The following is a 21309-nucleotide window of genomic DNA, read 5'->3' as shown; positions in this document are numbered from 1 at the left end:
CTTAGACCTTGATATAGGCATCGCCGGTGCGCTCGGTGGTATGGCCGATGACGGGGTAGCCGGGGACCTCGCCGATGAGGAGGAGACCGCCGGAAGTTTGGGCGTCGGCAAGCAGCACCAGCTCTTCCTCGTTCAAGGAGGTATCGAGGTGTGGGCGCACCCAGTCGAGATTGCGGCGGGAGCCGCCGGGGATGAAGCCCTCCGCCAGCGCCTCCTTTGCGCCTTCGACGGTGGGCACGGCGGAAAAGTCGAGCTCCGCGGCGATGCCGGAGGCCCGGCACATCTTGTATAGGTGGCCGAGCAACCCGAAGCCGGTGACGTCCGTGGCAGCACGCACGCCCGCCTCCACCGCGGTGCGGGCGGCCTCACGGTTCAAGGTGGTCATGGAATCGACCGCGGCCTGGGAGACCTCGCCGGTGGCCTTGTGCTTGTTGTTGAGGATGCCTACGCCAATGGGCTTGGTTAGGGTGATGGGCAGGCCAGGTTCGGCGGCGTCATTGCGCATGAGCTTGTCGGGGGCGACGATACCGGTGGCGGCCATGCCATAGAGCGGTTCGGGGGCGGTAATTGAATGGCCGCCGGTAACGGAGATGCCGGCCTCGGTGGCTATATCCATGCCGCCGCGCAGAACCTCACGCAGCACATCCAGGCCCAGCTTTTCATTGGGCCAGCCCACCAGGTTAATGGCGGTAACCGGGGTGCCACCCATGGCATAGACATCAGACAGCGCATTGGCGGCAGCCACTCGCCCCCAATCGTAGGGGTCATTGAGCATGGGGGTGAAAAAATCCGCGGTGGAAATTACCGCTAGACCGTCCTGAATTTTGACGGCCGCGGCGTCGTCGCCATCGTCCAAGCCGACCAGCACGTTAGGGGCGGCCTTGCCTATCAGGCCCTCGACGGCAGACTCAAGTTGGCCAGCGGGAATCTTGCAGGCGCAACCGCCGCCTGCGGCGAAAGAGGTGAGTTTAATATCTTCGGTCATATCGCCATTTTACTCATCCCGAGGAACTATTTGGCTGCACAGCAACGTAGGGAACCTGTGTGTGGCGATAGGACATAGGGCGCCGAGGTTTCCACCTCGGAGCGGCATGGTGGATGTATTGCGTGACAGGTGTGCCGGCACCGGGGAATGCCCGTGTAAGGTGAGCACACGGAGGCGTACGTGTCCTGGTGGGCGCCCCGGTCTTCAAAACCGGTGAGGCCGAGTATCTCGGTCTGGCAGGTTCGATTCCTGTCCGTCTCCGCCACCCGCGCGCAAGGAGGAATGCCACAGTGCCCACGCCCACGCCTGCTGCCAGCCCGGACCCCCGCAGGAATATTCCCCGCATGGACGAGCTGCTCCAGCTGCCGGAAGTAGAATCCGCGCGTCAGCGCCTAGCCGAGCACATCATCCGCGCGATAATCCAGGGCGCAGTCACCCAAGCGCGCCGCGGTCAGTTGCCAGTTAGCGATATACCCGCAGAAATTGCGCAGCGCCTGGAACAAAAGAATACGCATTCCCTGCACCCAGTCATTAACGCCACCGGCGTCATCATTCATACGAACTTAGGGCGTGCCCCGCTTCCCAGCGCCGCGGTAGAGGCCCTGCACGCCGCTGCCTCCTATACAGATGTAGAAATGGACTTGGGCTCGGGCAAGCGATCCAGAAATCGCGGCGCCGGAGCCACGGCCGCGCTGCTCGCAGCCTGCCCCGGTGCAGAAGATGCCCTCGTGGTCAATAACGGCGCCAGCGCCTTGCTCCTGGCCACCGCTGCACTCGCCCCCGGCAAAGAGGTCATCATCTCGCGCGGCGAGCTCATCGAGATCGGAGCTGGCTTTCGCCTGCCCGAGCTCATCGAGTCCACGGCCACGCGCCTCAAAGAAATAGGGGCGACTAACCGCACGCACCTGGCCGATTATGAACGCGCTCTGGGAGATAACACCGGCGCTATCTTGAAGGTGCATCCTTCCAATTTCCGCATCGAGGGGTTTACCTCCGCAGTCGGTGTAGAGGAACTGCACCGCCTAGCGGTGGAGCACGATACGCGACTCATCGTGGACTTGGGCTCCGGCCTGCTCACCCATGACCCAGCGCTGCCAGAAGAACCAGATATCCAGGCCCAGCTGCGCGCCGGCGCCGATATCGTCATAGCCTCCGGCGATAAGCTGCTTGGCGGTCCGCAGGCAGGAATCTTGCTCGGCACCAAGGACGCGATTGCCGCGGTGAAGAAGCACCCGCTGGCGCGTGCGGTGCGCATAGATAAGCTGCGCCTCAACGCGCTGGAGGCGGCCATTTCGACGCCCTCGAATGCGGTGCAGGATGCCCTCCACCTTGATCCCCAGACCCACCGCGAGCGCACGGAAGCCATCGCGCAGGCAGTCGGGGCAGAAGTGGTACCTCACGATGGCCGCGTGGGCGGTGGCGGGGCGCCGGAGTACCCGCTGCCCGGCTTCGCGGTGAGCCTGCCCGAGCCCTATGCGGACGCGCTGCGCCGCCAGGACCCGCCCGTAGTAGGTCGCGTGCATCAGGGCCGCTGCTTGGTGGATATTCGCTGCGTTCCTGCCGACCACGACGCCGCGGTTATTTCCGCTATTAAGGCGGTGGGCTAGGTGTACGTCGTCGCTACTGCCGGTCATGTGGACCACGGCAAGTCCACCCTGGTGCGGGCTCTTACGGAGATGGACCCGGACCGGTGGGAGGAAGAAAAGCGCCGCGGCCTTACCATTGATCTGGGGTTTGCCTGGACCACGCTGCCTTCTGGCGCGGATGTGGCTTTCGTAGATGTGCCCGGGCATGAAAAATTCCTAGGCAATATGCTCGCTGGCGTGGGCCCGGCCCCGGTCGTCCTCTTTGTTGTGGCGGCCGATGAGGGATGGCAGGCCCAGTCCACCGACCACCGCGATGCCTTGCGCGCGCTGGGCGTAGAGCACGGCATTATTGCGCTAACTCGCAGCGACCGCGCCACCGTGGACCGCACCGCAGAAATCCGAACGCAGCTGGCCGGCACCCCGCTTGCCGACGCCCCCATTATCCCCGTATCCGCCCCTACCGGCGACGGCATTGCGGCGCTGCGGCAGGCGCTCGATGAGGTCCTAGCCGCTGTGCCCGCTCGCGATGCGCAGGCACCCGTGTGCCTGTGGGTGGACCGCGCCTTTAGCGTGAAGGGCGCGGGCACCGTGGTTACCGGAACGCTTGCCGCGGGCACCCTGCGCGTGGGCGATAGCCTTAAGGTGGCCACGGCTGGTGGGGAAAGGGCCGTGGAGATCCGTGGCCTGCACAGCGAAAATCGCGCGCAGGATGCACTCGGCCCCGTCACTCGTGCGGCCGTCAACCTGCGCGGGGTGGATGCCGCCGATATCCACCGCGGCGACGTGCTGCTTACCCCGGGTGCGTGGCGCCTAGTGGACCACCTCGATGTCCGCCGCACCTTTGGCGCGGAGCTCGACGGGCTGCCCGATAACCTCGTCGTGCACACCGGTACCGCCGGGGTGGAGGCTCACCTGCGTCCCTTGTCTGCCGATTTCGCGCGCATCAGCCTGGCACACCCGCTGCCGCTGCGGCTCCTTGATCGTTTCGTAGTGCGCAGTCCTGGCGGCCGGCACGTCGTCGCTGGGGTAGAGGCAGTAGATCTGCGGCCGCCGGAGCTTAACCGGCGCGGTGCCGCCCGCCGCCGCGCAGAAGAGCTCAGCGCCCAGGACTCTTTCCGCGATCCTGCCTCCTACCTGCGTCGCGTCGGTTTTGCCCGTGTGGAGGACCTTGATCGCGATGGTTTTGCAACTACAGCGCCGTCGCAAGGTATTATCGCCTTCCGCGACTGGTGGATTACGGCCTCCCAGGTAACTCGGTGGAAGCACGCGCTTACCGACGCCCTGCAAGCCCACACCGCCGCACATCCCCTAGCGCCGGGAATGCCGCGCAAAGCAGCCATGGACGCCCTCGGCCTGCAAGAAGAAGGCTTGCTGGGCCTAGCCATCGCCGCTGCGAAGGCGGAAAGCAGTGAAGGAGTGTTACGCCTTCCCGGGCAGCGGGCGGACCTCGGTGCGGCGGAGCGCGGGATTGCTGCCATCGAGGAAAGGCTTAAGGTAGAACCCTTTGCAGCCCCCGAAGCAGATGACCTAACGGAGCTGGGCATCGGCCCAAAGGAACTTGCCGCCGCCGAGCGCGCCGGGCGCCTCCTGCGCCTCAAGCAGGGAATCGTGCTCTTGCCCTCGGCACCGGAGGAAGCACGCCGGCGGCTGGCCGAACTAGAGCAGCCCTTTACGCTTTCGGCAGCCCGTAAAGCGCTGGGCACCACGCGGCGGGTGGCCATCCCGCTGCTGGAATACCTCGACGCCCAGCGGATTACTCGCCGCGGCGACGGCGGCCAACGCACATTGCGCTAACGAGGGCCTCTGTGGCTGAGCATCGCACCTATTTGCGGTGATTGCCCCCGCGGTGGTGGGACGTGTCGCGCGCCACGCGCCGGGCCCGCACGCGCGCGGATTCGGAGGAAAAGCGGCCGGGTTCTTCGGCTACCGGGAGCGCACGCCAGCTGAAATTCTGCTCTCCTGGGATGGAGGAGACCAACTCCGCCAGCTTGACGCTGGCCTGCGGTTGTTGTGCTTGCTCATTGTGCTGCTGAGCTGGCGCATCTGGCCTAGCGGGTGCAGCCGGCTGGGCCTGTGGCCCTTTCGGGCGGCGCGAGCCGGTGGGCCGGGCCGTCACGACGGCCTCGCCGGAGAGCGTGTGCTCCCAGACCTCGGGCTGAGCCGGTGTGGCTGCGCGCGCGGCGGCGGGAATCGCAGGTTGTGGCGAGGGCACGCGCAGCGGTGGAACAGCGGGGGAGAAGAGCTCCGCGGTGGTGGCCTCATCGGCGGGGATATCGACGGCAAGCATGCCGTGGCTCGCGTAGGCGCGGGCAGAAAGCCCCGCCCCAGAACCGTTTGCCGCAGCGAATGCAGCGCGCAGTCCAGGGAGCGCGGCACTGTCGCTGAGGGGACCGAGAACCGTATCGTCGCAGGTCGCCACCGCAGTGCCGGCAAGGTCGTCCAGTGTGACGAAAAATTGCTGCGTGCCCATCTGCTCAAGCTGAGCGGGCGATAGGTCGCCGGCGGCGGCATCGATCAGCACGCCTCGTCCGCCGGAGAGCAGCGCGGTTCCTTGCGGTTGGTCATTGACCGGCACCATCCACGGCCACAGGCCCAGTGACACGGCAACCTCGACTTGGCCGTCAACTACCTCCACGGTGGCGATCGTCTGCGGCTGTGCAGAGGAGGCCTTCAATCGCTCCAAGGCGGGATACTCCGCCGCCTCGACCTCGTCCAGAAACCCTAAGAAGCCGAAGTCCGAGCGAACGCGCCAGCCGTTGGTGTAGGTATCGGGTTCTAGGGAGACGTCGACAAGCGCAGCGTGCTTCGCCACGCCGGGGATACTCAATGCGGTGCCCAGCACTGGGTGATCGAGGACCGCAACATGCTCCACGCCGAAGTAACTAGTCGCGAGCGGGTATAGCGCCATAGAAAGTCACTCCCAAGGTTAAAGGCCGGTAAACAATGCGTAGCTCATTTTACGCATATGGGGGATAGGGCTGGCGCCAGCTTTATATCCTGCGAGTTTCTATTAATGTGTAGACAGCTCTCTTAAAAGTGAAACCCGGAAAACAGAATAGGAGTAGAAAGATCTCTTCTTCACCGTCTTCCTCATCCCGTCCTGTGTGTGGGGTGAATAATTCGGAGGAAAGCAAAAAGCGCACCCGCAACGCCAAGCGCATCTTAAAGGACATTATGTACCCGCATAATATCCACCCCGCGTTGGTACCGGGCGTTGCCATTGAGGACCAGAAGGTCAAGTATGGAGTAGACAAGCCGATCCTCTTTGTGGTCGGCGGACTGGTCGTCGCCTTCGTAATCTGGGGTGTGATTGCGCCCGAGCAGGTCTTCGATGCTTCTTCGACAGCGCTCGATTGGGTGATGCGTAACTTGGGCTGGATCTTTACCGCCCTGGCGACGTTCCTGATGTTTTTGCTCATCATTTTGGCCTTTTCAAAGTACGGCAAAATCCCTCTCGGACTAGATGGGGAGAAGCCGGAATTTTCCACGGTGAGCTGGGCTGCGATGCTCTTTGGCGCCGGCATTGGCATCGGCATTATCTTCTTCGGCCCCTTCGAGCCGCTGAGCTACTACCTTTCGCCGCGCCCTGGTGCCTATGAGGCTGCGAGCGATGAAGCGGTGCTGGGCGCCATGGCGCAGGCCGCCATGCACTGGGGTATTAATGCCTGGGCTATTTACGCCATCGTCGGATTGTGTGTGGCCTATGTGTCCTTCCGGCGCGGCCGCGTGCCGCTGATGAGTTCTATTTTGATGCCGCTTTTTGGCAATCGTTCTACGGATTCCCTGCCGGCTCGCATCATCGATGGTCTGGCCATTATCGCCACGCTCTTTGGCACCGCCGCGACCCTGGGTATTGGTGCATTGCAGATCGGCCGTGGTGTGGAGCTGGTCAGCGGCTGGTCCACCACAGGCAACGCCGCGGCGCTGCTAATTATCGTGGTGCTGTCCATCGGAACGATCTTTTCCGCCGTTTCTGGCGTGGCTAAAGGCATTCGTTGGCTCTCCAATATCAACCTGGTGCTGGCTATGGCGTTGGCCCTGTTCTTCTTCGTCGTGGGGCCGACCGCCTTCTTGGCCAATATGCTGCCGGCCGTGGTGATTGAATATCTCGATGAAATGCCGCAGATGCTCTCTGCCAACATGGGCGAGGGCGAAGACATGGTGGCCTTCCTGTCCTCTTGGACCACCTTCTACTGGGCGTGGTGGGTATCCTGGTCGCCGTTTGTGGGTGTTTTCGTAGCCAAGATTTCCCGCGGGCGTACCATCCGCCAGTTCGTGCTTGGCGTGCTGCTTATTCCCTCCGCCATCATTGTTGCCGCTTTTACCATCCTGGGCGGTACCACCATTTGGCTGCAGCGCCGCGATGGCGATATCGCCCCAGACGGCACTATTGATTCCATGCCGGCGGCAGAAGACATCTTTTTCAAGGTCTTGGACCACTTCCCGGGAGCGGAGTGGATGGCGCCCATCGTCATCATCATGCTGGTGGTCTTCTTCATTACCACGGCTGACTCCGCATCCATTGTGAACTCGCAGCTCACCCAGCGCGGCAACCCCAAGCCCAACCCGGCAGTAACGGTCTTTTGGGTGGTATGTATGGCTGGCATTGCCGTGGTCATTTTGCTTGCCGGTGGCCGTAATGCGCTGCAGGGCCTGCAGAACCTTATTACGGTGACGGCCCTGCCTTTCGCGGTCATCATCGTGCTCATGTGCATCGCGTTGGTGCGCGAGCTGCGCCATGATCCTGCCTCCATCCGTCATTTCTACGAGGACGAAGCGGTCTCTAATGCGATCGTGCGGGGCGTGCGCGATTATGGCGATAACTTTGCCCTGTCTATCGAGCCGACGGACGGCGACTACGCAACGGGCGCGCACTTTAACTCCACTGCAGCAGAGGTGACCGATTGGTACGCGCGCACGGACGAAGAGGGCCGCGCCGTGGGCTATGACTATGAGGCAGGCGAGTATGTGGACAACGATCCATCTATCAAGAATGGCGAGTTCATCTCTCCGGTACCGGAAGATAAGGAAGAAAATTAATACTTGACAATCATTGGCAGGTAGGGTGCCAGCTATGACTTTTAGTACCTTTGCCTTTGCCTTCGCCTTGGTGCTGCTGTCGGGTCTATCGACCTCGATTGGCGGCGCTTTGGCGGTGGGAAGGCGCCAGCCGGGGCCGGCTTTTATGGCCGCTGCACTGGGGCTTTCGGCCGGCGTGATGCTGTATGTCTCCTTTATGGAGATCCTGCCGGAAGGCATTGCGCAGCTTTCCGACGCGCTCGGTGAGGAAACCACCGGCACCTGGGCCGCCGTCGGGGCGTTCTTTGCTGGCATCGCCGTCATCGCCATCATTGACCGGCTCGTGCCGGAGGAGATTAACCCCCATGAGCCGGCCACCACGGCCGAAGAAGCCCGCCGCAAAAAGCTAATGAAAACCGGCGTATTTACCGCCTGCGCGCTGGGCCTGCACAATTTCCCCGAGGGGTTTGCCACCTTCCTATCTGGCCTGGATTCTAAGGAAGTTGCGGTGCCGGTGGCGGTGGCCATCGCCATTCACAATATCCCGGAAGGCATTGCGGTGGCTGTTCCGCTGCGCGAGGCCACTGGCTCCCGCAAGAAGGCCTTTTGGTGGGCCACCTTGTCTGGCCTGGCCGAGCCGCTCGGCGCGCTCATCGGCTTCGGCCTTCTCTTGCCGGTTATTGGGCCGGCGACGATGGGCATTAGCTTCGCCGCCATCGCCGGCATTATGGTCTTCATCTCGCTGGATGAGCTATTGCCCACTGCTGAGGAAACCGGCGAGCACCATCACGCTATCTACGGCTTGATTGCCGGCATGGCCGTGATGGCGGTTTCGCTGATGCTATTTATGTAGCCGGCTATGCAGCCGGGCTACGGCGTTTTAAGCCTCCGCCGGCTGGGCGGAGGTGGCCGAGGTCTTGCCAAAGGAGGCCTTGACCGCCATTACGATGGTGGCAACCACTGTGCCAAGCACCAGGCCGCAGACCATGGAGATGCCGGTATCTGCCAGCCATGCCAGGGCGCCATTGGAGATCTTCTCAGTCACGGATGCGATGAATTCGTGGGGCTGATCCATACCGAATTCGTGCAGGCCCTTGACCACGATATGGCCGCCTACCCACAGCATGGCGGCGGTACCGATGACGCCGATGATATCGAGAACGATCGGCATGCCCTTGACCAAGGCGTTGCCCACCGTGGACTTGCCATTGTGGCGCTTATTAAGGGCCATGCCAATATCATCCATCTTGACCAAGAGGCCAACGGCGCCGTAGACACCCAGGGTCAGCAAGATGCCGACGAAGATGAGGGCACCCAGGCGCATCCAGAATGGCTGGTCGATGACCTCGTTTAAGGAGATAACCATGATCTCAGATGACAAGATGAGGTCAGTGGTAATCGCGGACTTGACCAAGCTATCTTCGGCGTCTGCGCCCTTTTCCTGGACTGATTCAGTTTCCTTCTCTCGGTGGGGAAGAAGGTGATGCAGGATTTTTTCCGCGCCTTCAAAGCATAGATAGGTACCGCCGCACATCAAGATGGGCGTGAGCGCCCACGGCGCGATCCAAGAGAGGATCATGGCGATGGGCAAGATGATTACGAGCTTATTGATGAGCGAGCCCTTGGTAATGCGCCAGATCATCGGCAACTCGCGCTGGGGCTTAATTCCCTCCACGTATTGTGGGGTTACGGCAGCATCATCGACTACCACACCTGCGGCCTTCACGGAGGTCTTGCCCGCAAGGGCGGCCACATCGTCAACGCTAGAGGCAGCGGAGCGGGCGATCAGGGCGACGTCGTCAAGCAGGGCAAAAAGGCCACCGGCCATAAATTATCCTTCTGGGGTTAGGGTGATGTTATCGGACCACGTTAAGTGTATTCCCTGATGCGCCAACCAAGCCATCGCATCGTCACCGCTGCGAGTAATGCCCTCGACTGCGGCAAGTGTAGTGTCGATCGCTTTCTCTGTGTCCTCGGCAGAAATCAAGCCGGCGGAGGCCGCGGCAGAGAGCTCATCAATATCGAGCACGGAAATGGGCTCGCTGCGGGTGGCAACAAGATCCACATAAAGATCGCGGGTGGTCCACACCGCGCCATCGCGCTGGATTTCGGCCACATCAATATAAAAGTCCTGGTGGACGTCCACCCCGGGGCGGAAATGGAAGATATTCGCACGCAGGTTGAGATCGGGCAGCAGCCACGATTCCAAGTACCCGAAGCGCGGATGATCGGCCCCGCGCGCCATGTAGAGGCCGAAATCCGTCTCGGTATACGTGTCGACCTCGCGCAGGAACCCCTTGGGGTCGGTATTGGTGTACTCGGCGGTATTAAAGGTCTCGCGCTTGACCGGATGGAGATCCACCGGCATCTACTTCACCTCAAGGAAGGCGGCGGTGGGGGCAAAATTGCAGCGGGATTCCTGGGTGTTCACGCCGCCAGAAAGCAGCGCGATGACGGTGCCCTTGCCGGTCTGGGCGGTGCCGGACAAGGTGGTAGGGCCGTCTTGATTGATGCCATTGTTATTCAGTGGGGTGACACCGCTGCGCAGGGTGTCAAGGTTGAACCACTGCACGTTCATCCCGCCTTGTTCGCGTGCGGCCGGTGGGGTGCCGAGGGCGGTGAAGAGGAAGACGGTTTCGCCAGGCTTTGCTCCCGGTGCTGGCATTTCGGTGGGGCCAGGAACAGCGATGGCCGAGCCCATGGCATCGCTGGTGCCGCCAATGCAGTGTGCGGAAACTGTGGGCCAGTAGAACTGGCGGAAGTTCGGGTTATTGCCCTCTGGCATGGCTACGCCGCCATTGCCATTGCCGCCGCCGGCGAAGAATGCGAGGCCCGACAAGATGGCGTTGCGAACATCCTCGGGAATCCAAGGTTGTGCCGCAAAAGCGCGGATGCGGTCCTGGGTTTCCTGATTGGGGCGGCCGAGCTCGTCCAGCGGGCTATGGGAGGATGCCTGCTGCACCAAGGAAGAAAGATCCGGTGCGGAAGCCTGCGCTGGGGCGACGAGGGGAGAGGCGAGGCCAATGAGCGCGGCCGTGGCAGCGGCGATATAACCGGTGCGGCTGGACAGGCGCCAGGTGGTGCGGGCGTGGCTCACGTTATCAATTCCTTGGGTGCGGTCTCGGGATGGGCGTTCAAGCCCCATTAGTCACATTTGTAACAATATTACCTACAGTAACGATAGTGATGCTTATGGGAGTGTCAAGTGCATTCGCAATCTATAAGATTTTTCGCCCGTTCTATACGGTGCGTTACGGGGTAAAGCCATCCCCAATGCTGCACTTGGCCCTTTAAGGGGGTATCGTGGGAGCTCGTTCAAGATCAATTTCGCGCGCGCAAGCGCCGTAGATCCTCCGAAGGAGAACCCCACTAGTGAGTAATACCGAGTTCCGTAATGTTGCCATCGTCGCGCACGTTGACCATGGCAAGACCACCCTGGTCAACGGCATGCTGGAGCAGTCCGGCGCCTTTGGTGACCACGGTGAACACACGGACCGCGTCATGGACTCCAATGATCAGGAGCGCGAGCGCGGCATTACCATTCTGGCCAAGAACACGGCCATTCACCGCAAGGGCCTGGGCAAGGACGGCCAGGACCTGATCATTAACGTCATCGACACCCCGGGCCACGCCGACTTCGGTGGCGAGGTTGAGCGCGGTATTTCCATGGTGGATGGCGTTGTCTTGCTTGTCGATGCCTCCGAGGGCCCGCTGCCGCAGACCCGCTTCGTGCTCACCAAGGCACTGGAAGCCAAGCTGCCGGTTATCATCTGCGTGAACAAGACTGACCGACCGGATGCCCGCATCGACGAGGTTGTCTCCGAGTCCCAGGATCTGCTGCTGGAAATCGCCGCCGGTCTAGAGGACGAGGAAGCTGCGGCTGCCGCCGAGGAGCTGCTGGACCTGCCGGTTCTCTACGCTTCCGGCCGTGCTGGCGTTGCCTCCACCGAAAACCCAGGCGATGGCAACGTCCCAGAGGGTGAGGACCTGCAGCCGCTTTTCGACGTCATCTATAACGTCCTGCCTGAGCCTTCCGCTACCGTCGACGCCCCGCTGCAGGCGCACGTGACCAACCTGGACGCCTCCGACTTCCTGGGCCGAATCGCGCTGCTGCGCATCTACGCCGGCCGCATCAAGAAGGGTCAGCAGGTGGCCTGGATCCATTACGACGAGGATGGCAACCAGCACACCAAGACCGTGAAGGTCGCCGAGCTGCTGCGCACCGTCGGCTTCGAGCGTCAGCCGGCCGAGGAAGCCATCGCCGGAGACATCGTGGCGATCTCCGGCATTTCTGACGTCATGATTGGTGACACCATCGCCGATCCGGAGCACCCAGAGGCTCTGCCGCGCATCACTGTGGACGAGCCGGCCATCTCCATGACCATTGGTGTCAATACCTCCCCGATGGCAGGTCAGGGCGGCGGCGATAAGCTCACCGCGCGTATGGTCAAGGCTCGCTTGGAGCAGGAGCTCATCGGTAACGTCTCCCTGCGCGTGCTGCCTACCGAGCGCCCTGACGCCTGGGAGGTTCAGGGACGTGGCGAGATGGCATTGTCCGTGCTTATTGAGTCCATGCGCCGCGAGGGCTTCGAGTTGACCATCGGCAAGCCACAGGTTGTTACCAAGGAGATCGACGGCAAGACCTACGAGCCTTACGAGATCCTCACCATTGACTCCCCGTCCGAGCACCAGGGTGCTATCACCCAGCTGCTGGCAGCCCGCAAGGGTCAGATGCAGGCCATGGATGTGCGCGAGGGCGACTGGGTACGCATGATCTTCCGTGTTCCTGCCCGTGGCCTCATTGGCTTCCGCACCCAGTTCATGACCGAGACCCGCGGTGCCGGCATCGCTAACTCGATTTCTGACGGCTTGGACGTATGGGCCGGCGAGATCAAGTCCCGCCCGACCGGCTCCCTGGTTGCTGACCGTACCGGCCAAATCACCCAGTATGCGCTGATGCAGTTGGCTGACCGCGGCAATTTCTTTGTCGAGCCGGGCGCCGAAGCCTACGAAGGCATGGTCGTTGGTGCCAATAACCGTGATGAGGATATTGACATCAACATCACCAAGGAAAAGAAGTTGACCAATATGCGCTCCGCCACGGCGGATGCCACGGTCACCCTTGCTAAGGCGCACACCCTCTCCCTGGAAGAGGCACTGGAGTTCTGTGGTAACGACGAGTGTGTCGAGGTAGCCCCAGACGTCCTACGTGTGCGCAAGGTGGAGCTTTCCGCTACCGACCGCAAGCGTGCCGCTGCTCGCGCGAAGCAGATGAATAAGTAGTCAGCATCACTCTAGGTGGTGGTGATTGCCGCTGAAGTGGCAACCACCGCTGCAACTGCTGCCGCCTCCTCTACTACGGCCTTGACCGCTGAGGAGGCGGTTTTGTCGTATTCCACCTCCTTTTTGATCTCCTGAATGCGTGCCCGCATTTCCCGCCGTTTCATGCCCTCTGCATCGTTTTTGAGCAGAGTATAGGCACCGGAGACTTCGCGGAGGATATCGAGGATGATGACGTCATTGACCTCGGCCGGACGCTGTGCCTGCAGCACCGAAACTAACCGCTCGCGCAGTTCTTCCTCTAATTCCAAGTCCGTCATGATGTAGCGGTCGCCGCCCCATTGCCACCACTTGGCTTTTTCTACATCGAGCTTTCCATTCGCGTGGAAATCCAAGGCGATGATTTCCCGCGGGGTAAACCAAGAAGCTTCCAGGAGGTCCTTCATACTAGCGGTCTTGTGTTGCTGCAGCTCCTCCCACGCCCAAGCCAAAACTGGGTGCTCTGGGCGCCGGGTGGTGGTTACTACCTTTTTCTTTTCAGCAAGTTCGACATGCCCTCCCAGCAGTAAGTCCGCGAGCACGGTAGCGCGCAGGGCGGCTTCATTATTGGATACCCAATCTTCTTTCTTGCCATTGTCTTTGGTCAATAGCAGAAACATTTCTTGGCAGATGAGCATTGGGGCCTCCCTAATAGTTGCGGTGTGAGCCCGAGTCTAGCGCCAACAATCTTCGTTTCGGCGGGGCAGAGGGACTAAAGTAGTCCGCGATGAAAAAGAACCCGGCTTCAACAAGGCGCGCGGCGTCGGCAATGGCGGCGATGCTGAGCACTGCTAGCCTCGCTTTCTTAAGCGCCTGCGCAGCTAATCCCGGCCCACCACCGGTGGTGGAGGATAATTCCTCCGCGCTGCAAGAAGAACAGACCACCACCACAGCGACCCCGGAAGAAGAGGCACCCCAAGACGCCGATTCCGCCCAGCGCCCTACCATCTCAGTGGGCGTGGACCCGCTGCGTGCGGGTTTGAACCCGCACCTTGTGGCCAATAATTCTGAGCTGGTGGATCAGATCGCAGAACTGGTGCTGCCCTCAACCTTTCATGGCGGGCGGAGGGACGCCGATATCCTTGAATCTGCCTCTGAGGTAAACGCCCCCAAGGGTGTGGCGCAGCGGGTGCGCTACGTGATTGCATCGCCTGCGCAGTGGTCAGATGGGACGCCCATTTCCGGCGCGGATTTTAGCTACCTGTGGAAGCAAATGACCACCACCGCCGGTGTGCGAGATCCTGCCGGCTACCATGCCATTTCGGCCGTCAACACCTCCGACGGCGGCCGTGTAGTCACGGTGGATTTTTCCCAGAAGGTGAAGGACTGGCACCTGCTTTTCCATAACCTACTGCCCTCGCACCTGCTGCAAGATGATAATTTCGGCTCTGCCTTGGCCGATAAGATCCCGGCATCGGCCGGACGTTTCCTTGTCGATAGCGTGGACCGCGGCCGCGGAGTCATTACCTTGAACCGAAACGACCGCTTCTGGGGTGCTAATCCAGCCCAAGTGGACGTCATCCAGCTGCGTGAGGTACGTGATAGTACCCAGGCGCTGAATATGCTGCGCTCGGGACAGATCGGATTTGCGGACTTTAGCCCGGACCAAACCTCAGAGGAGGCGTTAGGCCTTTTAGGGCATGTTTCGGAAAAAGCACTTACCCGTCCACGCCAACTGCGTCTGCACATGTCCACCGCGCAAGGAGCGCTGGAAGAAAGGGCAGCGCGCCGTGGCTTGGCCTCGCTGATTGACACGGATCAGGTAGCTCGCTTGGCCACCGGCCGCGCCTCTAATCTGGAGCCCGGATATAACCCTATAAGCAAAAACACGGATGTTACCGCGTTGCGCACGCGCGCTAGTAAGAAACCGATTCGCTTTGCGGTGGACCCTACTAGCCCCACTGCCTTGGCCGCGGCAAATACCCTCTACGATGTCCTAGAAGCCCACGGGATCGACGCCGAGGTGGTCTCTGAGCGCCTGACCACAATAACTTCCAAGCTTTTGCCAACAGGCGAGGTTGATGCGGTGGTGACCTGGGAAGATATCTCCCTGAACTCGCTGGCCGCGGCAAACATCTTTAGCTGCGATGATGAGCAACCACTGGCAGGCGATTTATCCGGAATCTGCCCGGAGAATGCGAATGAGATTCGCAAGGAAATTTTGTCTGGGGCCAAGAGCCCGAAGGAAGCGCTTCGCCACATTCGAGAAGTGAACTCTAAGGAAGCGCTCTACGTGCCACTAATGGATGAGACGCGTATCCACGCGCTCGGGAAGGGTATTGTAGGCCCCGGTCAAAGCATTGATGATTGGGACGAGGGGCTTATCACCGCGCCCCGCTGGAGGATAGATGAAGACTAAGGACTTAACCGGCTATCGCGTGGTGGCAGTCCACGCTCACCCGGATGATGAAACCCTTTTTATGGGCGGTACCCTGGCGACCTTAGCCGCACGCGGTGCCGAAGTTACCGTTATTACGCTCACCCTGGGCGAGGACGGCGAGGTTATCGGTGAGCCCTACCAAGGCCTGGCCGACCATGATCAGCTCGGCGGCTTTCGCGCCCGCGAATTAGCCAACGCGCTGGAGGCTCTAGGAGTAAAGGGAATCCAGTTGGGCGGTTTCGGCCACTTCCGTGACTCCGGCATGGCGGGCTCACCCTCGCACGAAAACCCGCGCGTGCTGGTCAACCGCATCGATGAGGCAGCCGATTTCCTTAGCGATGAGTTCGAGGTGATTGAACCGCACGCCATTTTGACCTACGGGCCCGATGGCGGGTACGGCCACCCGGACCACATTGCGGTGCATAAGGCGGTGATGAAGGCGGCGTCGCCAAGCGTGCGTATTTGGTACGGCATTTTTGAACGCTCCGCTAACTATGCCGGCCTGGAAACCCTCGATGCCCCAGCTGGATGGACCAAGCCCAGCCAGGAGTACTTGGACAATTTCACCAACGAGGGCGCCGATGTCACCGTTGCCCTCTCCAGCGCCGCACTGGACGCCAAGCGCCGCGCCATGCGCGCTCACGCCTCCCAAATCTGGTTGGCCGATGGCTCTACTACCCGCACCAATCCCACGGCCGCCGTGGCCGCGCTGCATGAACCTGAGCGTGTACCCGGCGCCTTTGGCCTGTCCAACCTGCTAGTAATGCCACTGCTGCCGGCCGAATACTTCCAGCTGGGCCAAGGCGAGCCAGCCGATGATTTGCTCGGTGGCCTCTGATGCGCACGGATTTTAGCCGCGGCGAGCAGGTAACGGGTCTGGTTTGGTTGGGCTTTGGCGCGCTGTTGTCGGTTTTTCTTGAGGTCATTTACCTCACCGCGCGCATCCCATTGTCTGATGGGGCGAGCGTGGCCTTTCCCATCACCATTGTGATCGCGTGGTGGTTTAACTCCGTGCTCACTCGCACTGCCCGGCTATGGAGCCCTGCGCCGATGGTGGGCGCCATCCCGCTCATCGTATGGGGCTTGGGCTTTTTTGCCTTCATGCTGCTGGTGCCAATGACAGGAGACATGCTCTTGGCCAATAATATTCTCAGCCTGCTCCTGCTTTTGGCGGGGATAGGCGGCGGCGTTTGGCCATTTTTCAAGCAGAAGTGACATACTATTAAACACCCCAAATCCGAGACATCAGGAAGTTTCAAGGAATCCCCATGACTTATACGATCGCACAGCCTTGCGTTGACGTAATGGACCGCGGCTGCGTTGAGGAATGCCCTGTTGACTGCATCTACGAGGGCAAGCGCATGCTCTACATCCACCCGGATGAGTGCGTGGACTGCGGTGCCTGCGAGCCGGCTTGCCCGGTCGAGGCCATCTTCTACGAGGACGACGTTCCCGATGAGTGGCTGGACTATAACGACGCCAACGCGGCCTTCTTCGATGACCTGGGCTCCCCGGGCGGCGCTGCGGCCCTCGGGCCGCAGGACTTTGACGTCCCGATGATCGCCGCGCTTCCGCCGCAGAATCAGGAGTAAGACATGGCACGCACACCGCTAGGAAAGACGCTTCCAGACTTCCCCTGGGATTCGCTGGCCGGCGCCAAGAAGAAGGCCCAGGCCCACCCGGGTGGAATCGTCGACCTCTCGGTGGGCAACCCCGTTGACCCAGTAGCTCCAGGCGTGCAGCTTGCGTTGACCGCAGCCGCGCAGGCCCCCGGCTACCCGCAGACCGCCGGCACCCCGGAGCTGCGCGAAGCCATCGCCGCAGCGCTGACCCGACGCTACAACATGCAAGTAAGTCGAGTCCTGCCGGTGGTCGGCACCAAAGAGGCCATCGCCTGGCTGCCTACGCTCTTAGGCATGCGCGGCGAGACCGTCGCCTTCCCCTCGGTGGCCTATCCCACCTACGAAGTAGGCGCACTACTCGCCGGAGCCACTCCGCTGCGTGCGGATTCCGATTTCCAAGACGCCTCTTTAGTCTTTTTGAACTCGCCGTCCAATCCCACGGGCCGTGTGCTCGGGGTGGAGGAGCTGCGTCGCATCGTGGCGTGGGCGCGCGAGTCCGGCGCCATCATCGCCTCCGATGAGTGCTATATGAGTTTGGGGTGGAATGACGATAATCCGCCGGTGTCCATCCTCGATCCGCGCGTGACCGACGGTGATAACACCGGGCTCATTGCCATGCATTCGCTATCCAAGACCGCGAATATGGCTTCCTACCGCGCCGGCTTCTTCGCGGGCGATAACGACCTCATCGACGAGCTGCTACTGCTGCGCAAGCACGCCGGCCTCATCGTTCCGGGACCCATTCAGGCCGCCATGGTCGCCGCGCTTAACGACGACGACACCGAGACGCTTCAGCGCAACCGCTACGCCTCCCGTCGCGCGGTGCTCATGCACGCGCTTGTCGACGCCGGATTTACCATCGACCACTCCGATGCCGGCATGTACCTCTGGGCCACCCGCGGCGAGAATTGCCGCGAGACCATCGACTGGCTTGCCGAGCGAGGTATCCTCGCCGCCCCTGGTGACTTCTATGGCCCAGCAGGCGAGAAGCACGTGCGCATTGGTCTCAACGGCACCGATGAGCGCATCGATGCTGCAGTAGACCGCCTCGCCGGTGCCTAATTCTGGCAGGCCTCCCGCACGCGGGGGCATATCCCCGCGCAAGACGGTCCTGCGCGACCACGTGCCCGAGCAAGGGGAGTACTTCGCCGCCCGTGCCGGCGATTCCCCTATCCACCTGGGACTCTGCTGCCGGCTGGGGCCGAGCTGCCGCGTCCCGTGCCCGCCTGGTATCACCCCACTGTGCCTGCCGAGCGCCCCATTCCTTTCGACTACTCAGTCATCTACGCCGACCGCGACCTCATCGTGGCCGATAAGCCGCACTTTCTGCCCACGACCACCAATGGCCGATTACAACGCGAAACTCTCCAAACCCGGCTGCGCGTGGATTTCGGTGAAGACGATATTGTGCCCCTGCACCGCCTAGACCGCCTGACGGCTGGCCTCGTCATCTGCTCCCGCAATCCCGAAACCCGCGCCGCCTACCAGCGCATCTTCCTGGAGGGGAGTGCGGTGAAGAGGTATCGGGGCGTCGTCAAGCAGGCGCTTTTCGTGGACCGGGAAATTGCCCTGCGTATGCGCAAGCCCCGTGGCTCGCGCCAGGTGCGCGTCGTCCCTGACGGCGCGCCCACCTCTACGTATGTGCGCGCGGCCGGCCGGGAGGTGGCCATGTGGCCGCGCACCGGCCATACCCACCAGCTGCGAGTGCTGCTCAATTACCTCGGCCACCCGCTGCTCGGCGACGATACCTATCCCGCCCCGCGCAAGCTCGACCTGTATGATTTTCGCACCCCGCTCGCCCTACTCCATGAGGCTATCTCTTTTATAGATCCTCTATCACAATCCGAGCGTCAATTTTTCAGTTCGCAGGACTTAAGAACTACAATCGAGTAGTTATTAAATCACTGGCTAGAAAGGCGGCCCATGGCAGACCTCAGCGTCGCGCGCTTTGTGTCCAATTTTGGGCAGTTTCTCAAATTCGGCATCGTCGGCGGCTCCGGTACCGCGGTTAATCTCTTTGTGGTCTATTTGTGTAGAAAGATTACTTGGTGGTCTGGCGGCATCGAGGCGGATGATCCCTTCATCAATCTCTTCGGCTCTGTTTTCCATATCCGTTGGTACCATGTGTTTTTGACCATTGCGTTCTTGGTCGCCAACACTTGGAACTACCAGCTGAATCGCATGTGGACTTTCCGATCGGTGGCGAAGGTGTCTTGGCTGCGCGGTTTCTTCCCATTCCTTCTCGCTGGAATTGGAGCTTTTATCGTAAGCCAAGTTGTGGCGACACTGTTAATGAATCCGACTTCGCCGCTGCACTTGCCCTCAGACATTCTGGATAATTCGACCGGTCTGCGTACAAAGGTGTACTGGGCATCAGCCATTTCTATCATTGTCGCTATGCCGATTAACTTTATCTTGAACAAGCTGTGGACCTTCCGCTCGAAGCCGAAGACGCCGCAACTTGTCGAGGAAACCGAGCCGGCCTAGCTAGGTCCCGTATTTCCTTCCTCTCCGCCCCCGCGCTCACCAGCGCAGGCTGGCGGAGATTTTTCTTTCTCCCCGTGAGCGCGAAGGGGACAGTACCTCCGTCGCGCTCACGGGGAACGGTATCAGAGAAAACCCGCCGTCCGTGGCGAGCGCGAAGGGCGGGGTGAGGTGCCGGAGTGAAACTAATCTTCTAACTCGGCATCGAGGCGGGCTTGGTCGCGGCGGTGCTGGCGGCGACGGTAGAAAGGGGTGAGGGCGAGGGCGGCGATGGCGCCGACTGCGGTACCGATGAGGTAGGCGGCGGGGTTGTGGCCGTCGGCAGGCGCGTAGGCGTTATAGGCAATGCCTGTGAACATTACTATAAGCGGGATGAGGTAGACGGCGATAGCTGCCCAATTGCGGCCGACTAGCGGGGCGGCCACGTGCTTGCGCATCCAAACAGAACCGATAGCGTTGCCCAAGTTGGACGGCACGATCGCAAGAAGGCTCAGCATGCACAATTGGCCGGGAAGGGCCCAGGCCAGAATCGCGGCGACAACGAGTTCGAGGAACGGGATTGAGGTCATTCCGATTACGCAGGCCTTATAAAGCGTGTCGCGTTCGAATTCATCGCGGGTCGCGCGCTCGATTTCATTGAGGGAGTAATTGGCGATGGCGTTAATCATGTTGTTCAGCTCCAAAAATTTCTTCGACGGTTTTTCCTAGTTCATGGCAAATATCTAGCGCGAGGTGCACGGAAGGTGAGTAGTTGCCGCGTTCGATATTGGCGATGGTTTGGCGGGAGACGCCAACTCTTCTGGCGAGTTCGGCTTGTGACAATTCGAGCCAGCGGCGCCATTTGCGGACCATGTTGGGGTGCTCGGCCATCTGGTCTCCTTTACGGGCTGTCGTTCTTGCATGACTGAGTGTAAAGAATTGTTGTCACTAGGGCAAGAGTTATACGCACAGGTGCCACTGCCAATAGGGCGCAGTGGCTGAAGTCGGGAGCTGCGGAGTACCGCCTTTTAGTACTTCAAGTGTGGCTTTGATGAGCAAGACGGCTTGGCTGAGGTGGTGGATGATGTCATCTGCAGTAAAACGCAAAACGGTATAACCGTGGGCCACGGCCGCGTTCTGTTTGGAGCGATCAGCCTGAAAAGCCACACTGTGCTTGTGGTATTCCCAGCCGTCGACTTCCACCAGTAGCTTGCCAATCTTCAGGTCAAAGCGGTAGCCGGCGATAAGAACATTGTGCTTGGGGTAGATTCCTTCTGCGCGCAGCTGCCTGCTTAGTGTGCGTTCCGGCGGGCTATCTGCGCCTATAGCAGCGTGTCGTATCGTCTCTTTTAGAGGCTTCGGGATGCGCCTCATTCGTCGGCGGTCCTCTTCTAGACGGTTGGGGCCGTATTTTCCTTGGTAGTGTTCTTCCAATAACGGCCTGCACGCACGCGAAATTTTGCGCGCAGCCCATAGCGGTTGCACCACCGGTAGGCCATTGACCTTGTGTGTGGCCCGGAGACGCGAGTGTGAAACGCGGAAGCATTTTCCCTTCAAGGTGCGGGGTCCCTCCGCTTCCAATGGAAATGTTAGCTGCCGGCCGAGATAAATCTCCTGCGCGGTCTTTCCCGTGAAATGGATGCGGCTGAGCCCATGTGCCAAGGCACGCGCCACCGCCTGGGGCGTCCCCGTATCGGTATAGATCCCCCGATGTACGCGATACAGGCTCCCCTCGCGTACCTTGCGGCGAATTGCATCCTTGTTCAAACCTTGCTCGCGCAGTTCCGCGGTTGTCCATTCCCCCATGGGATTAAACGTAAACAGCTGTAGTGCGTGGTGGCTACGCACCCCGGTGCAGCCTGTGGATAATTCAGGGGAGAGGACCTATTTTCCGCCGCTGGGTATGGATCGCTGTGGATAACCGCCCCACGCGCC

At 61.0% G+C, this 21309-nt stretch carries 20 protein-coding genes, 1 tRNA gene and 1 pseudogene; 13 read left to right on the top strand and 9 right to left on the bottom strand.

The genetic code is table 11. The annotated features are described in order from the left end of the window. Position 1: 1 nt before the first annotated feature. Positions 2 to 985, bottom strand: a complete 984-nt coding sequence (gene selD, locus L8V22_RS07235; RefSeq protein ID WP_238801633.1) for a selenide, water dikinase SelD — start codon at positions 983 to 985, stop codon at positions 2 to 4. Between the two features lie 170 nt (positions 986 to 1155). Here selD and L8V22_RS07230 point away from each other — a divergent pair. From L8V22_RS07230 to selB, 3 genes are all read left to right on the top strand, one after another. Next, a tRNA-Sec gene (locus L8V22_RS07230) sits at positions 1156 to 1250 on the top strand. Between the two features lie 25 nt (positions 1251 to 1275). Then, the gene (gene selA, locus L8V22_RS07225; protein WP_269966428.1) at positions 1276 to 2592 is read left to right on the top strand and encodes an L-seryl-tRNA(Sec) selenium transferase; all 1317 of its coding nucleotides are present in this window, start codon (positions 1276 to 1278) and stop codon (positions 2590 to 2592) included. Next, positions 2593 to 4365 (top strand): selenocysteine-specific translation elongation factor, encoded by a 1773-nt coding sequence (gene selB / locus L8V22_RS07220; RefSeq protein ID WP_238801634.1) that lies wholly within the window; start codon positions 2593 to 2595, stop codon positions 4363 to 4365. It abuts the gene before it with no gap. 28 nt (positions 4366 to 4393) lie between these two features. On the opposite strand, the gene L8V22_RS07215 is transcribed toward selB, so the two are convergent. Further along, positions 4394 to 5479, bottom strand: coding sequence for a hypothetical protein (locus L8V22_RS07215; protein ID WP_238801635.1), 1086 nt, complete (start codon positions 5477 to 5479; stop codon positions 4394 to 4396). Positions 5480 to 5673: 194 nt separating this feature from the next. On the opposite strand from L8V22_RS07215, the gene L8V22_RS07210 reads away from it, so the two are divergent. Together L8V22_RS07210 and zupT are read left to right on the top strand one after the other, a co-directional pair. Continuing rightward, on the top strand, positions 5674 to 7611 hold the full coding sequence (locus L8V22_RS07210; protein ID WP_238801636.1) for a BCCT family transporter: 1938 nt from the start codon (positions 5674 to 5676) through the stop codon (positions 7609 to 7611). A 34-nt stretch (positions 7612 to 7645) separates the two neighbouring features. Continuing rightward, the gene (zupT, locus tag L8V22_RS07205; protein ID WP_049377962.1) at positions 7646 to 8443 is read left to right on the top strand and encodes a zinc transporter ZupT; all 798 of its coding nucleotides are present in this window, start codon (positions 7646 to 7648) and stop codon (positions 8441 to 8443) included. Positions 8444 to 8470: 27 nt separating this feature from the next. Here zupT and L8V22_RS07200 read toward each other — a convergent pair whose 3' ends face one another. The 3 genes from L8V22_RS07200 to L8V22_RS07190 are packed head-to-tail and all read right to left on the bottom strand — an operon-like array spanning position 8471 to position 10735. Continuing rightward, positions 8471 to 9418 carry a DUF808 domain-containing protein gene (locus L8V22_RS07200; protein WP_238801637.1) on the bottom strand — a complete coding sequence of 316 codons (948 nt, stop codon included), beginning with the start codon at positions 9416 to 9418 and terminating at the stop codon, positions 8471 to 8473. A 3-nt stretch (positions 9419 to 9421) separates the two neighbouring features. After that, a complete protein-coding gene (locus tag L8V22_RS07195) occupies positions 9422 to 9958 on the bottom strand; it encodes a ribonuclease FAU-1 family protein (RefSeq protein WP_238801638.1) in 537 nt (178 codons plus the stop codon). Further along, positions 9959 to 10735: an Rv1157c family protein gene (locus tag L8V22_RS07190; RefSeq protein WP_238801639.1), complete on the bottom strand. Its 777-nt coding sequence runs from the start codon at positions 10733 to 10735 to the stop codon at positions 9959 to 9961. Positions 10736 to 10962: 227 nt separating this feature from the next. Between L8V22_RS07190 and typA the strand changes: the two genes are divergently transcribed. Next, on the top strand, positions 10963 to 12873 hold the full coding sequence (gene typA, locus L8V22_RS07185; protein WP_049361466.1) for a translational GTPase TypA: 1911 nt from the start codon (positions 10963 to 10965) through the stop codon (positions 12871 to 12873). A gap of 11 nt (positions 12874 to 12884) precedes the next feature. Here the strand turns inward: typA and L8V22_RS07180 are convergent, their stop codons facing one another. Continuing rightward, the gene (locus tag L8V22_RS07180; protein ID WP_238801640.1) at positions 12885 to 13547 is read right to left on the bottom strand and encodes a GPP34 family phosphoprotein; all 663 of its coding nucleotides are present in this window, start codon (positions 13545 to 13547) and stop codon (positions 12885 to 12887) included. Positions 13548 to 13636: 89 nt separating this feature from the next. Between L8V22_RS07180 and L8V22_RS07175 the strand changes: the two genes are divergently transcribed. The 7 genes and pseudogenes from L8V22_RS07175 to L8V22_RS07145 all read left to right on the top strand — a co-directional run bounded on the left by L8V22_RS07175 (position 13637) and on the right by L8V22_RS07145 (position 19398). After that, on the top strand, positions 13637 to 15268 hold the full coding sequence (locus L8V22_RS07175) for an ABC transporter family substrate-binding protein (RefSeq protein ID WP_238801641.1): 1632 nt from the start codon (positions 13637 to 13639) through the stop codon (positions 15266 to 15268). Beyond that, the gene (locus tag L8V22_RS07170; RefSeq protein WP_238801642.1) at positions 15258 to 16127 is read left to right on the top strand and encodes a PIG-L family deacetylase; all 870 of its coding nucleotides are present in this window, start codon (positions 15258 to 15260) and stop codon (positions 16125 to 16127) included. The genes L8V22_RS07175 and L8V22_RS07170 overlap by 11 nt, the downstream gene beginning before the upstream one ends. Further along, positions 16127 to 16504 carry a hypothetical protein gene (locus L8V22_RS07165; protein WP_238801643.1) on the top strand — a complete coding sequence of 126 codons (378 nt, stop codon included), beginning with the start codon at positions 16127 to 16129 and terminating at the stop codon, positions 16502 to 16504. The genes L8V22_RS07170 and L8V22_RS07165 overlap by 1 nt, the downstream gene beginning before the upstream one ends. A 53-nt stretch (positions 16505 to 16557) precedes the next feature. Continuing rightward, entirely contained in the window at positions 16558 to 16881 is a 324-nt protein-coding gene (gene fdxA / locus L8V22_RS07160) for a ferredoxin (RefSeq protein ID WP_005327491.1), read from the top strand. A 3-nt stretch (positions 16882 to 16884) separates the two neighbouring features. Continuing rightward, a complete protein-coding gene (gene dapC / locus L8V22_RS07155) occupies positions 16885 to 17973 on the top strand; it encodes a succinyldiaminopimelate transaminase (RefSeq protein WP_238801644.1) in 1089 nt (362 codons plus the stop codon). Next, positions 17966 to 18804 (top strand): annotated as a pseudogene (locus L8V22_RS07150) (pseudouridine synthase). Before dapC ends, L8V22_RS07150 begins: the two are co-directional and overlap by 8 nt. A gap of 30 nt (positions 18805 to 18834) precedes the next feature. Beyond that, positions 18835 to 19398: a GtrA family protein gene (locus tag L8V22_RS07145; protein WP_238801646.1), complete on the top strand. Its 564-nt coding sequence runs from the start codon at positions 18835 to 18837 to the stop codon at positions 19396 to 19398. Between the two features lie 182 nt (positions 19399 to 19580). On the opposite strand, the gene L8V22_RS07140 is transcribed toward L8V22_RS07145, so the two are convergent. The 3 genes from L8V22_RS07140 to L8V22_RS07130 form a co-directional block, all read right to left on the bottom strand. Further along, positions 19581 to 20063 (bottom strand): transcriptional regulator, encoded by a 483-nt coding sequence (locus L8V22_RS07140; RefSeq protein ID WP_238801647.1) that lies wholly within the window; start codon positions 20061 to 20063, stop codon positions 19581 to 19583. Continuing rightward, complete coding sequence (locus L8V22_RS07135) at positions 20056 to 20265, bottom strand: helix-turn-helix transcriptional regulator (RefSeq protein ID WP_023021845.1); 210 nt, start codon at positions 20263 to 20265, stop codon at positions 20056 to 20058. Before L8V22_RS07135 ends, L8V22_RS07140 begins: the two co-directional genes overlap by 8 nt. Before the next feature lie 69 nt (positions 20266 to 20334). Continuing rightward, a complete protein-coding gene (locus tag L8V22_RS07130; RefSeq protein ID WP_238801648.1) occupies positions 20335 to 21180 on the bottom strand; it encodes a type IV toxin-antitoxin system AbiEi family antitoxin domain-containing protein in 846 nt (281 codons plus the stop codon). Positions 21181 to 21309 lie beyond the last annotated feature (129 nt).

Source organism: Corynebacterium yonathiae, from assembly GCF_027570195.1.
Lineage (GTDB): Bacteria > Actinomycetota > Actinomycetes > Mycobacteriales > Mycobacteriaceae > Corynebacterium > Corynebacterium yonathiae.
This window is presented reverse-complemented; position numbering and strand designations above follow the sequence as displayed.

Excerpts from the sequence above, each read along its gene's own strand:
- selD (WP_238801633.1), bottom strand. The coding sequence starts at position 985 with ATGACCGAAGATATTAAACTCACCTCTTTCGCCGCAGGCGGCGGTTGC.
- L8V22_RS07215 (WP_238801635.1), bottom strand. The coding sequence starts at position 5,479 with ATGGCGCTATACCCGCTCGCGACTAGTTACTTCGGCGTGGAGCATGTT.
- zupT (WP_049377962.1), top strand. The coding sequence starts at position 7,646 with ATGACTTTTAGTACCTTTGCCTTTGCCTTCGCCTTGGTGCTGCTGTCG.
- L8V22_RS07200 (WP_238801637.1), bottom strand. The coding sequence starts at position 9,418 with ATGGCCGGTGGCCTTTTTGCCCTGCTTGACGACGTCGCCCTGATCGCC.
- L8V22_RS07195 (WP_238801638.1), bottom strand. The coding sequence starts at position 9,958 with ATGCCGGTGGATCTCCATCCGGTCAAGCGCGAGACCTTTAATACCGCC.
- L8V22_RS07190 (WP_238801639.1), bottom strand. The coding sequence starts at position 10,735 with ATGGGGCTTGAACGCCCATCCCGAGACCGCACCCAAGGAATTGATAAC.
- L8V22_RS07180 (WP_238801640.1), bottom strand. The coding sequence starts at position 13,547 with ATGCTCATCTGCCAAGAAATGTTTCTGCTATTGACCAAAGACAATGGC.
- L8V22_RS07175 (WP_238801641.1), top strand. The coding sequence starts at position 13,637 with ATGAAAAAGAACCCGGCTTCAACAAGGCGCGCGGCGTCGGCAATGGCG.
- L8V22_RS07170 (WP_238801642.1), top strand. The coding sequence starts at position 15,258 with ATGAAGACTAAGGACTTAACCGGCTATCGCGTGGTGGCAGTCCACGCT.
- L8V22_RS07165 (WP_238801643.1), top strand. The coding sequence starts at position 16,127 with ATGCGCACGGATTTTAGCCGCGGCGAGCAGGTAACGGGTCTGGTTTGG.
- fdxA (WP_005327491.1), top strand. The coding sequence starts at position 16,558 with ATGACTTATACGATCGCACAGCCTTGCGTTGACGTAATGGACCGCGGC.
- dapC (WP_238801644.1), top strand. The coding sequence starts at position 16,885 with ATGGCACGCACACCGCTAGGAAAGACGCTTCCAGACTTCCCCTGGGAT.
- L8V22_RS07145 (WP_238801646.1), top strand. The coding sequence starts at position 18,835 with ATGGCAGACCTCAGCGTCGCGCGCTTTGTGTCCAATTTTGGGCAGTTT.
- L8V22_RS07140 (WP_238801647.1), bottom strand. The coding sequence starts at position 20,063 with ATGATTAACGCCATCGCCAATTACTCCCTCAATGAAATCGAGCGCGCG.
- L8V22_RS07135 (WP_023021845.1), bottom strand. The coding sequence starts at position 20,265 with ATGGCCGAGCACCCCAACATGGTCCGCAAATGGCGCCGCTGGCTCGAA.
- L8V22_RS07130 (WP_238801648.1), bottom strand. The coding sequence starts at position 21,180 with ATGGGGGAATGGACAACCGCGGAACTGCGCGAGCAAGGTTTGAACAAG.